The 14,591-nt window shown below is 42.2% G+C and carries 13 protein-coding genes; 3 read left to right on the plus strand and 10 right to left on the minus strand.

The genetic code is table 11. From position 1 onward, the window contains the following. Positions 1 to 52: 52 nt before the first annotated feature. The 6 genes from LLU09_RS04730 to LLU09_RS04755 are packed head-to-tail and all read right to left on the minus strand — an operon-like array spanning position 53 to position 6,631. On the minus strand, positions 53 to 889 hold the full coding sequence (locus tag LLU09_RS04730) for a MurR/RpiR family transcriptional regulator (RefSeq protein ID WP_228310684.1): 837 nt from the start codon (positions 887 to 889) through the stop codon (positions 53 to 55). Positions 890 to 895: 6 nt separating this feature from the next. Next, a complete protein-coding gene (locus LLU09_RS04735; protein ID WP_228310685.1) occupies positions 896 to 1,801 on the minus strand; it encodes an ROK family protein in 906 nt (301 codons plus the stop codon). Between the two features lie 49 nt (positions 1,802 to 1,850). Beyond that, complete coding sequence (locus tag LLU09_RS04740; protein ID WP_228310686.1) at positions 1,851 to 3,524, minus strand: FAD-binding protein; 1,674 nt, start codon at positions 3,522 to 3,524, stop codon at positions 1,851 to 1,853. Positions 3,525 to 3,541: 17 nt separating this feature from the next. Next, positions 3,542 to 5,056 carry a sodium:solute symporter family protein gene (locus LLU09_RS04745; protein ID WP_228310687.1) on the minus strand — a complete coding sequence of 505 codons (1,515 nt, stop codon included), beginning with the start codon at positions 5,054 to 5,056 and terminating at the stop codon, positions 3,542 to 3,544. A gap of 19 nt (positions 5,057 to 5,075) precedes the next feature. Beyond that, entirely contained in the window at positions 5,076 to 5,945 is an 870-nt protein-coding gene (locus LLU09_RS04750) for an N-acetylneuraminate lyase (protein WP_228310688.1), read from the minus strand. Further along, positions 5,942 to 6,631: an N-acetylmannosamine-6-phosphate 2-epimerase gene (locus LLU09_RS04755; RefSeq protein ID WP_228310689.1), complete on the minus strand. Its 690-nt coding sequence runs from the start codon at positions 6,629 to 6,631 to the stop codon at positions 5,942 to 5,944. The genes LLU09_RS04750 and LLU09_RS04755 overlap by 4 nt, the downstream gene beginning before the upstream one ends. A 474-nt stretch (positions 6,632 to 7,105) precedes the next feature. On the opposite strand from LLU09_RS04755, the gene LLU09_RS04760 reads away from it, so the two are divergent. After that, entirely contained in the window at positions 7,106 to 8,176 is a 1,071-nt protein-coding gene (locus tag LLU09_RS04760) for an NAD(P)-dependent alcohol dehydrogenase (RefSeq protein ID WP_228310690.1), read from the plus strand. A 295-nt stretch (positions 8,177 to 8,471) separates the two neighbouring features. Next, positions 8,472 to 9,599, plus strand: a complete 1,128-nt coding sequence (locus LLU09_RS04765; RefSeq protein WP_228310691.1) for an NAD(P)-dependent alcohol dehydrogenase — start codon at positions 8,472 to 8,474, stop codon at positions 9,597 to 9,599. Between the two features lie 63 nt (positions 9,600 to 9,662). On the opposite strand, the gene LLU09_RS04770 is transcribed toward LLU09_RS04765, so the two are convergent. Further along, positions 9,663 to 10,598, minus strand: coding sequence for a nucleoside hydrolase (locus tag LLU09_RS04770; RefSeq protein WP_228310692.1), 936 nt, complete (start codon positions 10,596 to 10,598; stop codon positions 9,663 to 9,665). Positions 10,599 to 10,710: 112 nt separating this feature from the next. On the opposite strand from LLU09_RS04770, the gene LLU09_RS04775 reads away from it, so the two are divergent. Next, on the plus strand, positions 10,711 to 11,178 hold the full coding sequence (locus tag LLU09_RS04775) for a hypothetical protein (RefSeq protein WP_228310693.1): 468 nt from the start codon (positions 10,711 to 10,713) through the stop codon (positions 11,176 to 11,178). A 52-nt stretch (positions 11,179 to 11,230) separates the two neighbouring features. Here LLU09_RS04775 and LLU09_RS04780 read toward each other — a convergent pair whose 3' ends face one another. From LLU09_RS04780 to LLU09_RS04790, 3 genes are read right to left on the minus strand one after another with little or no spacing between them, the layout of a single operon-like run. Beyond that, positions 11,231 to 12,145 carry a substrate-binding domain-containing protein gene (locus LLU09_RS04780; protein ID WP_228310694.1) on the minus strand — a complete coding sequence of 305 codons (915 nt, stop codon included), beginning with the start codon at positions 12,143 to 12,145 and terminating at the stop codon, positions 11,231 to 11,233. A gap of 19 nt (positions 12,146 to 12,164) precedes the next feature. After that, positions 12,165 to 13,103 carry an ABC transporter permease gene (locus LLU09_RS04785; protein WP_228310695.1) on the minus strand — a complete coding sequence of 313 codons (939 nt, stop codon included), beginning with the start codon at positions 13,101 to 13,103 and terminating at the stop codon, positions 12,165 to 12,167. Then, entirely contained in the window at positions 13,081 to 14,580 is a 1,500-nt protein-coding gene (locus LLU09_RS04790) for a sugar ABC transporter ATP-binding protein (protein ID WP_228310696.1), read from the minus strand. Before LLU09_RS04790 ends, LLU09_RS04785 begins: the two co-directional genes overlap by 23 nt. Positions 14,581 to 14,591 lie beyond the last annotated feature (11 nt).

Raw genomic sequence — 14,591 nt, forward strand, 5'->3', positions numbered from 1 at the left:
TTTTTCAGTTATATTATGTTGTTAGCATGTCATTTTATAGAATTCATTATTCTTAATATAACTTTCCAGTAATACTCTCACTTATAATCATTTTGGATTCTTCTGCTCTTTCGAAATTTCTGATAGTCAAACCTGTACAAATCAAATCAATCACAAATAACTGAGCAACTTTAGAAACAAGAGAACCACTATCCAATGGACTTTCTTTTGCAGAAGATAACAGTATACAATCAGAAAGCTTTGTTAAAGGAGATTTACTGTAGTTAGTTATGGAAATTACTTTAGCACCTTTCTTCTTAGCCGCTTCCACGCTATCTACAGTATCTTTAGAACTTCCTGTGAGACTGATCGCGATTACGATAGTATCAGTATCCATAGAGGCTGTTCTCATTATTTGAAAGTGAGGATCTCCGAAAACTTCGACATTAATGCCAATCCTGAGTAATCTTGTTTGCATATCAAGTGCTGCAATGGAAGAAGATCCTACACCGAAGATTACAACCTTCTTACCATCCTCAATAAGTTGCAGGGCTTCCTGCAATTTACGTTCATCAATCACATGATATGAGTCTTCAATGGCAGTAACCATGTTCTTCTTAACTTTATAAACATATGAATCATCTTGGTTCTCTTCGTCATTTGAATCTATTTCTTTCGCCAAGGAGAATTTAAATTCTTGAAATCCTTTATAGCCGATTTTTCTAAATAAACGTAGCACCGTTGCTTCTCCTACACTACACGCTTCTGAAAGTTCCGTCAGAGAATGATACAGCACATGGTCAGTATTGTTTATAATGTATTGATATATCTTGTGCTCCGACTTAGTAAAATTTTGTTTAGCTTGTTCCAGCCTTATAGTGGCTTTTATTTCTTGATTTCCTTTATTCAAATCTGCCTACCTGCTTTCATATGTACTCCAAAAATGTATAGCTGCCCCGTAAAGATTGGCTTGGTTACGATTTTTAGCAAGTTTAACTGTCAACTTATCCTTATGGTTAGGAAGCAACATCCCTTCAATTTTTACATTAATGGCATTCTCCAGAAAAGTTCCTTGAGCAGTTATTCCTCCTCCAATTAAAATTAGAGAAGGGTTCATTGCATGAATAAGAGATTTGAGCCCTAGTGTAAGGTCTTCAATCCATTCATCAAAGATCTTCACTGCTATATCATGACCTTCTCTCACTTTTTCAAAAAAGATTTTGAGATCCATGCCGGTAAAATTATCATCCACTTTTCTTTGAAGCGCACGACTGGATGCATATTCTTCGTAACACCCTTTAAACCCACATAGACATGATTTTCCGTTTGGGTACAATGTCATATGTCCCCACTCACCTGCGGCAAAAGTAGTACCTGTATATAATTCTCCATTCAGAAAAATCGCACCACCTATACCCGTACCAATTGTAACACAAAGAAAATCATCTTCTTCTTTAGCATTTCCATTCCATTTCTCACCTAGGGCAGTACAGTTAACATCATTTTCCACTGAAACAGGTAACTGTACCTTTTCTGACAGCATATCTGAAATATTAAGGCCTTTATATCCAGGAATAGAATCAGTAGCATGCACAACTTTCCCCATCATAGAATTGATTTGTCCAGCCGAACTTATACCTATGCCTTCAATTTCGTGTTTTTTTTTCAACATCTCGGCCAGCCTTCCAACACGTTCTATAATCGAGTTTCCACCATTATAAGCTTCGGTTGGAATAGTGCCCTGTTCCGTAAGATTGCCCTGTATGTCGATTATCCCATATTTTATTGAAGTTCCACCAATATCAAAAACACCAATCTTCATGCTTTCCCTCCTATAAGTGAAAAAAGAAAAACCATTTGATGGTTTTTCTTCATTCTGTAAATCTGTAGGTTACAGTGCTTGTTTCGCTAAACTTCACCTTCGTTTTGTATCTATATTCTTTTGATTCACACGGATAATCCATTCTATAATGTGCTCCTCTGGACTCCCTTCGTCTCAACATTGTATTCAGTAGAATCTCTGATAGTCTTAGAAAGTTCATTGCTTTCACTGCTGACTTTTTATTTTTGCTTTCTAATATGGATGCGGCTGTAAAATTTGATGATAAGTCATTCACTTTCAACAGTGCTGTTTTAAGTCCTTCTTCACTTCTAACAACATTAGCATGATACCACATTATCTCCTGTATTTCTTTTATAACCTGATTAGATCTTAATCCTTCTTCCGAAAATTCATGAAGTTCATCAATATGGCAGAACGAAAGGAGTGCACTCTCTGCTTCAAGAATACTGGAGCTCACTGAAGATGATTTGAGATATTCATTGCAGTGTAATCCTGCACGCTTACCAAACACCATGCAAGCACCTGTGGAGTTCCCTCCAAGCCTGTTGGCCCCCTCCACATTACATGATAGTTCACCAATGGCATATAAACCTCCTACCCCTGTACATCCGTTTACATCGATTGATACACCACCGTTACTTGCATGTGCGAAAGGTGCTATTTTAATATCATCTTCCACCATATCAATTCCCTGTTGCTTAAGCCAATCCAGATAGACAGAATAGAACTGATCACCCGTCTTATACAGATTTTCATCAAATATCAACTTGAAGCCATCTTCTTTTTTCTCTTCAATTATTTTCTGCATCATAGAAATATCGAAATACCGTGATTTCAGAGTATGTGTAAAAGGGCCATGAGTACTTCTGATCGACATCAATTCACTGCGCGAAATCCCTGCAGGCAGCCAGCTATCGATTATACTCGCTCCTGAATCATCAACAATATCCTTACAGTATTCTAAAGTGTGCTCACCAAATAAAGTTTTATACTTTGGTGTAGTGATGCCAGGTATGAATTGAATGAACTCCATATTCACTAATTCTGCACCAGCATCCAATGCAAGAATATGTCCAGAGCCATCAACATCGTTTGGATTCAGATTATGCTTATATATATTCCCGAATCCACCGGTGCATAATATGACAGCACTACATGATACATGAACAAAATCGTTATTGTGATCGATGAGAACTGCGCCACTAACTCTTCCATTATTCACTATCAAAGTAACTACTACTGTTTTGGTCATAAGTTCAATTGAATCAAACTTTTCGAAGATTTGTTCAACATTTTTTCTGGTCTCGTTCCAATCTTGGAGCAAATATATATCTCTCGGATGTTCCGCAAAACAAGCTTTCCGTTCATCTTCAAGCTTGTTAGCTTTAACTCCTACATCTCCATATTCAGAAACGGCCTCTGGTATCTCGTCTATATAGGTTTCAGCTAATTTTCTGTCATGCATGCCGCGGGACATTCTTTCTATATCCTTGTAGAATACTTTTCTATCGGCAATATCTCTGGTAACTTGCGTCCCCAGTGAGGCTTTCAAAGGAAAGAAACTGGAGCCAGAAGCCAGATGCGTCTTGGTGACCATCATGACTTCATGTCCTTTTTCTGCTAGTTCTTTAGTTACCCGTATACCTGAAAGACCACTGCCTACAACTAGTACATCTGTATGTACTGTATGTTTAATATGCATCTGTATCCCTCTAATCATTAATTTTCCAGATCATAATAGGTCAAAGGATGCTCAGATTTCTTTGCCGCACTCTTTTTATTCATAATCATACTGAAAATGTAACCGAATACAAAAGAACTTATAAGATTGATTATGGAGTATGCCCAAAGCGAAATGTCAGTAAAATAGGAAACATATACTGCTACGATAGACGTTGCTATAAATGCCATCAATGCTCCATCTGCATTAACTTTTTTAGTTAGGACACCAAGTGCAAATGTACCGCCGACGATTCCGAGTACCAGCCCCATTAAGCCATTGAACCATTCATATGCCGAACTGATATCCGAATTGGCCAATATTATAGCTACTAAGATGGAGAAAACACCTACAATTGCTGAAACATACCTTGCTATTCGTGTACTCCTTCTATCATCGAGACCTGGCATTAGTATCTGTTGAATATCAAGTGTCCAACTTGTAGCCACACTATTCAAACCAGTTGAGAGTGTAGATTGACCCGCTGCAAATAAAGCAGCAATGAGGAGACCAGAGACACCAACTGGAAGCTCACTGACAATGAAGTTAGCAAAAATCAAATCGGAGTTTCCAGCTGGTATATTATCTCCCATTCTTTGGGTATAGAATACGAAAAGTGCAGTACCCAGGAAAAAAAAGAGTGTCGCTGTACCTAAAGAAAGAACACCGTTACCCATAGTCATCTTATTCATCTGCTTGATATCAGTTGTCGTAAGGTAGCGCTGAACCATATCCTGACTAGATATATAGGAGAATCCCGTGGACAGACCTGCACCTACGATGAGCAAGAGAATACTGTCTCGTGTAAATGTTGGATCGAATACAATCGCTTCGCTTAAGAACTTATTATTTGCTATACCTGTGTTGAATATTTCTCCTACTCCACCATCGATTGCAAAGATAAGAACGATCAAAGCGAAGACACCACCACCTATCAGTACAACCCCCTGTATGAAATCTGTCCACAGAACCGACTTGATACCTCCGAATGACGAATAGATGGTCGCTATTACTCCCATGAATAATATGATGTATAAAGGTCGGATTCCTGTTACTGCCGCCAATGCAATAGCAGGCAGGTACATGATTATTGACATCCGCCCAATCTGATAGATAATGAAAAGTACTGAAGATATTACCCTCAACCTTTTATCAAAACGAATTTCAAGATAGTGATACGCAGTATCTAAATTCAAGTTCCTATAGACAGGGAGGAAGAATATGATTGCCATTGGCACTGCAATAAGTAGCCCAAGTTGAGCAAACCAGAGAATCCATGTCCCACTATAGGAGTTTCCTGCAAGCGACAGGAACGATATTGGGCTGAGCAGCGTAGCGAATAGACTAACAGATGTCACCCACCATGGTATTGTTCCATCCCCTTTGAAAAACTCTTTTCCCTTCATTTCTTTCTTACCTACTGCTATACCGATATACAATATGAACAGCAAGTATGCTACAAGTATCACATAGTCAATAAAAGCAAATTCCCCCATTTGAAAACTCCTATCCATGCTGATATTTTTCCATCTATTAATTCAAGTGTGTTTCAGCAATCCTCTTGGCATTTTCTACAGCTTCATCATTCAACTTTTTCATCGGCTTCTTGCAGTCTCCTGCATCGACACCTTTGGTTTTCAGCAATTCTTTTATAGTTTGGTACAATCCATTTCCAAGGATTTCAGTAATCAAATCGTTAGTGTCCTTTTGAATTTCATACGCTTTATCGATTTCACCATTTCTGCCATGGTCAAAGATTTGTTTTGCACGTTTACCGTTAACATTAAAAGTACTGCCTATTGCTCCATCGATTTTCATAACGCTTGCAGGGAGCAGCATTTCATCAAAACCTGAATATATAAGTTTCTCAGGATAGGTGCTCCTCAACCTTTCTAGAAGATAAAAATCAGGTGCAGTGAACTTTACACCTATGACTTTCGGGTGCGCAAACAACTCATCAAATTGATCTAATGTCATATTGACTCCTGTAAGCGCTGGTATGGAATAGATAATCATATCATTGTCCACATTCTCCATGATGGTAAAATAATAGTCTTTAACTTCTTCAAAATCGAATGGATAGTAGAAAGGCGTAACAGCTGAAACCGCATCATAGCCAAGTTCAGTGACATACTGACCCAATTCAATCGATTCATTCAGGTTCAAGGATCCGATTTGAGCAATGAGTTTTGCGTCGTTCGCTACTTCATCTTTTGTGATGCGGAATATCTTTTTTTTCTGCTCTGTCGAAAGCATGAAGTTCTCACCTGAACTTCCGTTGACATATAGCCCATCTACTTCGTTTATGTCCAAGTTGTATCTGATAATTTCCCTGAGTCCTTTTTCGTTTATATTACCTTCTTCGTCGAATGAACAAATTAATGCTGAGTAGATTCCTTTCATTTAAATGCCTCCTTATTTTTTAAAGCATCCTTAAAACGCTTGGTAATGATTTGTGGTCTGGTGATAGCGCTGCCAACTACTACTGCATGGGCTCCGATTTCTAAAGCTTTAGCCGCTTTCTCAGGTGTATCCATATTGCCTTCTGCAATAACTGGAACAGAAACTGCACTGACCATCTTCTCCAATGTCTCCAATGGTTCATCTCCATGAGAATGAGGTGTATAACCGACAAGCGTAGTAGCAACTATATCCACACCTGTCTCAGCAGCCATCATTCCTTCTTCAACAGTGGACACATCAGCCATGAAAACTTGATCAGGATATTTCTCCCTGACTCTCTTGAAAAATTCTTCGAATTGACTCCCGTCAGGCCTTATAAGGTTGGTAGCGTCAAACGCAATCACTTCCATCCCCTCTTCTACCAGTTCATCTATCTCTTCCATGGTGGGAGTGATATAAATTTCACTATTTTCAAAATCTTTCTTGATGATTCCAATTATCGGTAAATCCACTTCTTTCTTGATTGCTTTTATATCCCTTACCGTATTCGCTCTAATTCCTCCTGCACCGCCCTCATATGCAGCCAATGCCATCTTACTCATGATATATGCATCATGGAGTGGTTCGTCTTCCAATGCCTGACAAGAAACAATGAGTTCTCCCTTTAATTTATAAACTTCTTCCAAATTTTTCACCGCCTATTAGTAAACGCTTTCAGAAGCACTATATCATTTTGATTATATATTGTCAAAACTATTTATAAATTGATTAGTATAAATCAATTTTCATTTAATATTTTCATAACAATCTTATCTAAATTTAAAATCCTTCCATCTTAAAAGATGCTAGGATTCTATATCCCTGTTCCTCTCTTACTGACTATCGTGCCAAAAAAGTAACATTTTTTATTTACATAAAAATATAAATTCGCAATTCTCCATCTCATGATGCGGATCACGATATGTTAGATGTTCTGATGGTAATCAAGGAGAATGATCGTCTCTACGTTAGTAGATATGGTGAGTCCTGATCCCATCAATATATATTCCGGTCAGAAAGTACAGGTTTTGAAATCTTCATAAAAGGGTACCCCTCTCTCATTCAATCAATTCTTCTGAGTTCAGAAAGCCCATTCAAAAACATATAAGAAGAATTCATCTATGAATATTAAAGCTGCAGTTACACCAAAAAAAGGAGAACCCTTTGAAATAAAGGATGTTGCGCTGCCTGACCCTGATGCGAATGATGTCTTTATTAAAGTGGCGGCATCGGGCATTTGCCATACCGATGTCTCGGACAGGGATACGGACATGGTCAATCCGCCATCTGTGCTCGGCCACGAAGGTGCCGGCATCATCGAAGAGGTCGGACCTGAAGTGACGGACCTCAAGAAGGGCGATCATGTCATCGTCTCGTTCGCCAGCTGCGGTAAATGCGACAACTGCCTGAACGGCCCCCCTGCACACTGCGAAAACTATGCTGAGCTTAATCTGAACAACCACGTGGATCAGGAAACGAACGAACTGGTTGAGAGGTTCTTCGGACAGTCTTCATTCGCTTCCTACTCACGCGTCAACCAGAGGAATGTTGTAAAGATCGACAAGGACATCGACCTGGCTCTGGCAGCTCCGCTTGGTTGCGGTCTGCGGACAGGCGCAAGCACAGTCCTCAATGTACTGAAGCCGGAATCAGGAAGCTCCATTGCGGTATTCGGTGTCGGCGCTGTAGGACTGAGTGCCATCATGACTGCGAAGATAGCCGGCTGCGAGCACATCATTGCAGTGGATCTTCACGAAAACCGGCTTGAACTGGCCAAAGAACTTGGCGCTACAGCATCCATCGTAAGCGGCAAAGATGCCGACATCGCCGGAGAAATCCAGGATATCACCGGCAAAGGTGTGCAGAACATACTTGATACTACCGGGGTCGATGCGGTGATCGAGCAGACCATCAAATCATTGGACAGCTTCGGAAAACTCGCCACCGTCGTCACTGATGACAGCTTCTCCGTCCCTCTTGAAATCCTCGCCTTAAAAGGTGCGAGCATTGTAGGCACCAGCCAGGGCGATGCCACACCACAGGAATTCATTCCGGAAATGATTTCCTACTACAAGGACGGACAGTTCCCATTCGATAAAATGGTGAAGTATTATGACTTCGAGCAGATAAATCAAGCCTTTGAAGAATCTGAAAACGGCTCGGTCATCAAGCCTGTTTTAAGGATGGAATAATAATTTAAAGCATGTAAACAAACCTCCCGCAAGCCGATCAGGCCCCCGGGAGGTTTCTATACAATTCTTCTTTTTCTTTAGCTTTTCCCTTTCATTTTTATTTACCCATAAACTTTTATTAAGTAATCAATTGACTTTATATAGTTTTCTAACTATTATGATAATTATATCATGTATGGATAAATCTTACTGGAACTAGCACACATTTTTGTAAGCGATTACAAAGGAGGGAATAATTAAATCCATAATACATGGTATCTAGCATATTAAAATTATCATCAAAGGGGACGGAAAAATGGAAATAAAATCAGCAGTAGTCAATGCAACGGATGAAGAATACAAAATTGAGAATGTGAAACTCAGTGATATTCAGGAAGACGAAATACTTGTGAAAATGGTTGCCAGTGGCATATGCCATTCAGACGAAGTGGCCAGAAACGGCGAGCTACCGCACCCAATGCCGGCGATTCTTGGACATGAAGGGGCGGGAGTTATTGAGGCAGTTGGACGGTTCGTAAAGAATATCAAGCCTGGAGACCAGGTGGTATTATCCTATAAGTATTGCGGCCACTGCGAACATTGTCTGACCGGCAAACCTGCCTCATGTAATTCATTTGCATCCTTGAACCTCGATGGCAAACGACCGGAAGGTACATACTACTTCGAGAAGAGTGACGGCACACCGATCAATTCATATATGCATTCAGCCTTCAGCACCTACTCCATCGTAAATCAGGCCAATGTTACTGTAGTGGATCCGGATGTTGACCTGAGATTGGTTGGGCCTCTTGGATGTGGCTTCATGACCGGCGCGGGTACTGTATTCAATGGTCTGAACCCTGAAGCAGGCTCTTCCATAGCTGTATTTGGTACCGGGGCAGTCGGGATGGCATCATTGATGGCAGGAAGGATTGCAGGCTGCACAAAGGTGATTGGCATAGACATCCACGATGACCGTTTGACAACTGCCCGGGAACTCGGAGCAACAGATGTCATCAACAGCAAAACGCAGGATGTACAGGAAGAAATCAACAAACTCACAAAGAACAAAGGGGTTAACTATATAATAGATACCACTGGGGTCGTTCCGGTCATCCAAAATGCAATATCGCTCCTTTCAAAAGAAGGCGTCATTGCACCAATTGCCGTACCAAAAGGAACAATCGAACTGAATACGTTGACCGAACTCGCCACATTCAACCGTTCGATCATTGGGGTACTGATGGGTAATACGATTCCGCAGCTTACCATCACACAATTGATCGAACTTCACAAGTCGAATCGCTTCCCGTTCGACAAACTCATAGAATTCTATAAGTTTGAGGACATCAATCAGGCAAGTCAGGATTCAATTTCCGGAAAAACGGTAAAACCGGTATTGATTATTGATGAAGATTACGAGCCACAGAAAGCAAATTCCTAAAAAGACAAGTTGAATGACAAACCTCCCGGAAGCCAATCAGGCTCACGGGAGGTTTCTACATATCTACCCTTCTCTACCGAGCGTTTCCAGAAAATGCGATACGAACGCTTCCGCATCGACACCCAGACAGACATTCACGTTCGGCTCCCTTCCGAGGAGATTGTTGAAATCACACACCGTCTGCCCGTAGTTGAGCGGGCTCACCGTGTCGACATCGACATGGTGCTTCTCGATCTTGAGGAAGTCATTGTTCAGGACGTAGCCGACCGTCAGCGGATCATGCAGTGCACAGCCGTCGAGATTGAACTTCTCCTTGCTGAAGGCGCGGTAGACTTCCGTCGACTGTTTGACGAAGTCATGGTACTTCCTGCCTTCGAGCGTTTCGATATTCCCATTCGACAGCAGCGTCTGCTTCGTAACATCGAGGCTGACCAGCGTCGTTTCGGCCCCGCTATGGAAGACGATCTGTGCCGCTTCGGCATCGGTATATATGTTGAATTCCGAATTCGGCAGCTTGTTGCCCCGCCCCATCTCGGATACCAGGCCGCCCATGATGACGACTTCATCGAGCCATTCGGAGAGCTTCGGTTCCTTCCTGAATGCCAGTGCCAGATTGGTCAATGGCCCAACAGCGATCAGCGTGACTTCCCCGGGGTGCTTTTTCGCCTGTTCGATGATGAAGTCTGCTGCGAACTGTTCCCGGCACTGGTTGCTGTAGCTGAAATCATCGAGTGCATTGCCGATACCGTCATCCCCATGGATATGATGGACATGTTCAGACGTCCTCATAAGCGGCCGGTCTGCACCGGGATGCACGGGCACATCCACCCTATCCGCCAGCGACAGCACCTTCAGCGTATTCACATTCACCATCCCGAGCGGCACATTGCCGTTCACCGTCGTGATGCCCAGCACATCGAGCTGTCTGCTTTCCAGTGCATAGAGGATCGCCAATGCATCATCCACCCCGGTATCGACATCCATGATCACTTTCTTCATATGTATCCCTCCTTCACCCTAGATTATAACAGACGCCCCGCTTCTTCTTTCCATCCATCCCCCGTACTGTGCTAATATGCATGATGTATATCGGACAATGGAGGTTCATGTTATGAAAAGGAAAATGATGATGGCAGGACTGGCATCTGCACTCCTGCTTTCTGCGTGCGGCAATGGAGATGAAGCCACTGACGCTGCTGAAAATGAAGACCCGGCTGCTGCGGAGGAAACTTCGGACAGTGAACAAGCGGATATCACCGCTGAACAGCAGCAGTCCCTTGATGAGAAATTCAACGGCATGGCGAATGATGAGTTCATCGATGCCATCGAGCCGCAGAGTGCGGACTACTCCGAGATCACCATCAGAGTTAGTGATGAAGCGGCCTCAATGAATGATGATGCCCTTCGAGGCAAGATGCAGGGCATCGGCGAATCGGTCCGAAGCGGCACGGCAGGCATCCTCCACGACGGCGCGGATGATAAGCTGCCCCTCGTTGAATTCGAGAATCCCGAGGGCGATGTCATTGCATATTATGACAGCCACGAACGGGATGCAGAGCTGATGATTGATCAGCGTTAAAATAAAAAAGATGAATGGTCCCACGCCTAGGAGTTACCATTCATCTTTTTTATTATTCTGTTACAAGTTCAAGTTCCACTTTAATTTCCTCTTCGACCGACTCTCCATTTTCAAGTTTTTCAACAGTATTGATTGCTTCCTCACCCATCAATTCAGGTTGTTGGGCAACAGTAGCATCCAGTTCCCCATCTTCAACAGAATTTATAGCATCATCTGTACCGTCAAACCCTACTACAATTACATCTTCATCTGATAATGCTTCCAAGGCGCCTAAAGCCATTTCATCGTTATGTGCAAATATAGCTTGGATGTCTGAGTTGGCTTGAAGTATATTCTGCGTTACATCCAAGCCTTCTGACCTGTTAAAGTTCGCTGTTTGACTTGTTACAACTTCCAAAGATTCCTCCGCAACATTTTGGAACCCTTCACCACGTTCCCTTGTGGCACTCGCCCCAGGTACACCTTCCAATTCAGCTACTTTAGCTCCTTCGCCCAGTTCATCTACTATGTACTGCGCTCCAAGTTCTCCACCCTCCACGTTGTCGGAAGCAATGAAGGCAGCAACCTCTCCACTCTCTACTGAACGGTCTATAGTGATGACGGGGATATCTTCTGCGTTAGCAGTTTCTACAGAGCCGGATACTGCTGAAGAATCAGTCGGGTTGACAATAAGGTAGTCCACATCTTGTTGCACCAGATCTTCGATGTCATTCACTTGCTTCGCTGAATCATCTTGCGCATCCACTATTTCCAGCTCATACTCCTTCTCCTCGGCTAACTCTTCAATACTGTCTCTCAAAGTTACGAAGAATGGATTGTTCAAAGTTGAAATGCTGACTCCTATTTTGACTGTGCCATCTCCACCAGATTCACCTGAAGATTCCTCGCCACTATCGGATCCTGGAGATTCCATTGAACATCCTGCTGTAAATACGAGTAGACTGAAAAATAAAAGTAACTTTTTCATTTGTAAACACTCCCTATATTTATTTTTTTCGGTCAATGAGGACCGCTATTACTATTACAAGACCTTTTATGATCTGTTGATAAAAGGACGATACTCCAATCAGATTAAGCCCATTGTTCAATACACCAATAATTAATACGCCAATCAGTGTGCCTACGATGCGTCCTTTACCCCCCATCAGGGAGGTGCCACCAAGTACTACCGCAGCAATGGCATCAAGTTCATAAGTTTCACCTGCTGTCGGCTGTGCAGAATCCAATCTTGATGCTAGGATGATACCTGCAATTGCTGACATTAGGCCAGATAGTGCATATATCATTATCTTAGTTCGATTGACCTTGATACCAGATAGGGCAGCTGCTGTTTCATTTCCACCGATTGCGTATGTACGTCTGCCAAAAATCGTCTTGTTCAATACAATATATAGAATAATGAATATTACAATCATCGTGACGGCAGGAACTGGAATTCCAAAGAAATAGCCTTTTCCGAACATCTGGAACAGGAGACTGTCTCCCAAGCCTGTGATTGGCCTTCCATCTGTAACAACCAGCGTCGCGCCCCGGTAAATTGTCATTGTTGCCAAAGTCGCAATGAAGGGTGCCATCCCCCCAACTGTGACAAGCAGGCCGTTGACTGCTCCGGCGAGCAATCCAACCACACAACCCAGCAGCATTGCAAATACAGGGTCTATTCCGGAAGTGATCAGCAATGCTGTCATCGCACTTGAAAAAGCGAGGATTGAACCGACACTCAAATCAATACCTCCAGTCAGTATGACAAAAGTCATTCCAAAAGCAATCAGGCCATTTATCGACACTTGTCTCAACAGGTTCAACAAATTATCCGGGGATAGAAACTGCTGATTCATGATGGTGATTACAATGACAAGAAGCGTCAATCCCACTAGGGGAAGGAATCGATCCACCATTTCATTAACTGTAAGCTTCTGTTTCATTCAAATTACCTCCTGTAGCCAAGGTCATAATATTTTCCTGGTTGATTTTTTCTTTATCAAGGATGCCCATCAAGTGCCCTTCCTTCATGACTGCAACACGATCACTCAGTCCGATGACTTCAGGCAGCTCGGAAGAAATCAGTATGATCGACATCCCCCTTTCTGTCAGTTCGTTGATGAGGTAATAGATTTCCCTCTTGGCCCCGACATCGATTCCACGGGTTGGCTCATCAAGAATCAGTATCTCAGGTTGGCTTCCAATCCATTTACCAATGACTACTTTTTGCTGGTTCCCTCCAGAAAGAGAGCTGATCAACGAATCCTTTTCAGATTTAATGTTCAATTTCTTTATCATCAAATCTGAAAAGTCCGCTTCATTCTTACTTTTCATAAAGCCTTTGGATGAAAAACTTGTTAAAGAAGGCATCGTGATATTATCAATCAAGTTGAAATCGAGAATCAGACCCTCGCTTTTTCTATTTTCTGTAATGAATCCGAGACCATATTTGATTGCATCCGATGGTTTTTCTATCTTTACTTTCCTGCCGTTGATCTCCACAGTTTTCGTTCCCGGGTCTACACCGAAAAGGGTTCGCATGACTTCCGTCCGCCCTGCACCCATCAGACCTGCAAAGCCAAGAATCTCTCCTTTTCTCAGATCGAAATTCACATTTTCAACATGATGCTTACTGTTTTTCAAATTCTTAACGGATAGCGCAATTTCATCTCCTGAGTATGATTCCCTGTCCGGGAATTGTTCATCAAGTTCGCGTCCAACCATCGCTTTAACCAGCTCATTATAAGTAGTGTCCTCTTTGGATTTATATAAGACGCTTGTGCCATCTCGGAGAACTGTAATCTCATCTGATATCTTGAATATTTCATCCATCCTATGAGATATATATACAATCGAGACGCCAGTGTTCTTCAACTCCTCTATTATTTCAAACAGCACTTCAATTTCAGAATCCGTGAGCGCGGCAGTAGGCTCATCCATGATCAATACTTTTGTATCCATCATCAATGCTTTGGCAATTTCAATCATCTGCTGTTGCCCGACAGAGCAATCTCCAGCACGGCGCTTCAAATCGATATGGAATTTAAGCCTGTGGAAAACTCCCTGGGCTTTCTTCTTCATCTTCTTATTATCCAAGAGGCCAAATCTGGTCTCTTCATTCCCAATAAAAAGATTCTCGAGAACCGTGAGCTCCGGCCAAATATTGAGTTCCTGATGAATGAATATGATACCGTCTTTTTCGGCTGCCTTAAGGTCCATATACTCCACTTCTTTTTCATTATTGTAGATCGACCCCTGATCTGCAGTATGTACCCCTGAAAGTATTTTCATCAAGGTGGATTTCCCGGCCCCATTTTCTCCCATCAAAGCATGCACACTGGAGTCTCTCAGGGTGAAGTCCACGCCTGTCAGGACTTTATTTTTATTGAATGCCTTATGGATATTTTTCATTTCAATCATATTTTCCACCT

Source organism: Salinicoccus sp. RF5, assembly GCF_020786625.1.
Classification (GTDB): domain Bacteria; phylum Bacillota; class Bacilli; order Staphylococcales; family Salinicoccaceae; genus Salinicoccus.

Excerpts from the sequence above, each read along its gene's own strand:
- LLU09_RS04735 (WP_228310685.1), bottom strand. The coding sequence starts at position 1,801 with ATGAAGATTGGTGTTTTTGATATTGGTGGAACTTCAATAAAATATGGG.
- LLU09_RS04740 (WP_228310686.1), bottom strand. The coding sequence starts at position 3,524 with ATGCATATTAAACATACAGTACATACAGATGTACTAGTTGTAGGCAGT.
- LLU09_RS04745 (WP_228310687.1), bottom strand. The coding sequence starts at position 5,056 with ATGGATAGGAGTTTTCAAATGGGGGAATTTGCTTTTATTGACTATGTG.
- LLU09_RS04750 (WP_228310688.1), bottom strand. The coding sequence starts at position 5,945 with ATGAAAGGAATCTACTCAGCATTAATTTGTTCATTCGACGAAGAAGGT.
- LLU09_RS04760 (WP_228310690.1), top strand. The coding sequence starts at position 7,106 with ATGAATATTAAAGCTGCAGTTACACCAAAAAAAGGAGAACCCTTTGAA.
- LLU09_RS04765 (WP_228310691.1), top strand. The coding sequence starts at position 8,472 with ATGGAAATAAAATCAGCAGTAGTCAATGCAACGGATGAAGAATACAAA.
- LLU09_RS04770 (WP_228310692.1), bottom strand. The coding sequence starts at position 10,598 with ATGAAGAAAGTGATCATGGATGTCGATACCGGGGTGGATGATGCATTG.
- LLU09_RS04775 (WP_228310693.1), top strand. The coding sequence starts at position 10,711 with ATGAAAAGGAAAATGATGATGGCAGGACTGGCATCTGCACTCCTGCTT.
- LLU09_RS04780 (WP_228310694.1), bottom strand. The coding sequence starts at position 12,145 with ATGAAAAAGTTACTTTTATTTTTCAGTCTACTCGTATTTACAGCAGGA.
- LLU09_RS04785 (WP_228310695.1), bottom strand. The coding sequence starts at position 13,103 with ATGAAACAGAAGCTTACAGTTAATGAAATGGTGGATCGATTCCTTCCC.
- LLU09_RS04790 (WP_228310696.1), bottom strand. The coding sequence starts at position 14,580 with ATGATTGAAATGAAAAATATCCATAAGGCATTCAATAAAAATAAAGTC.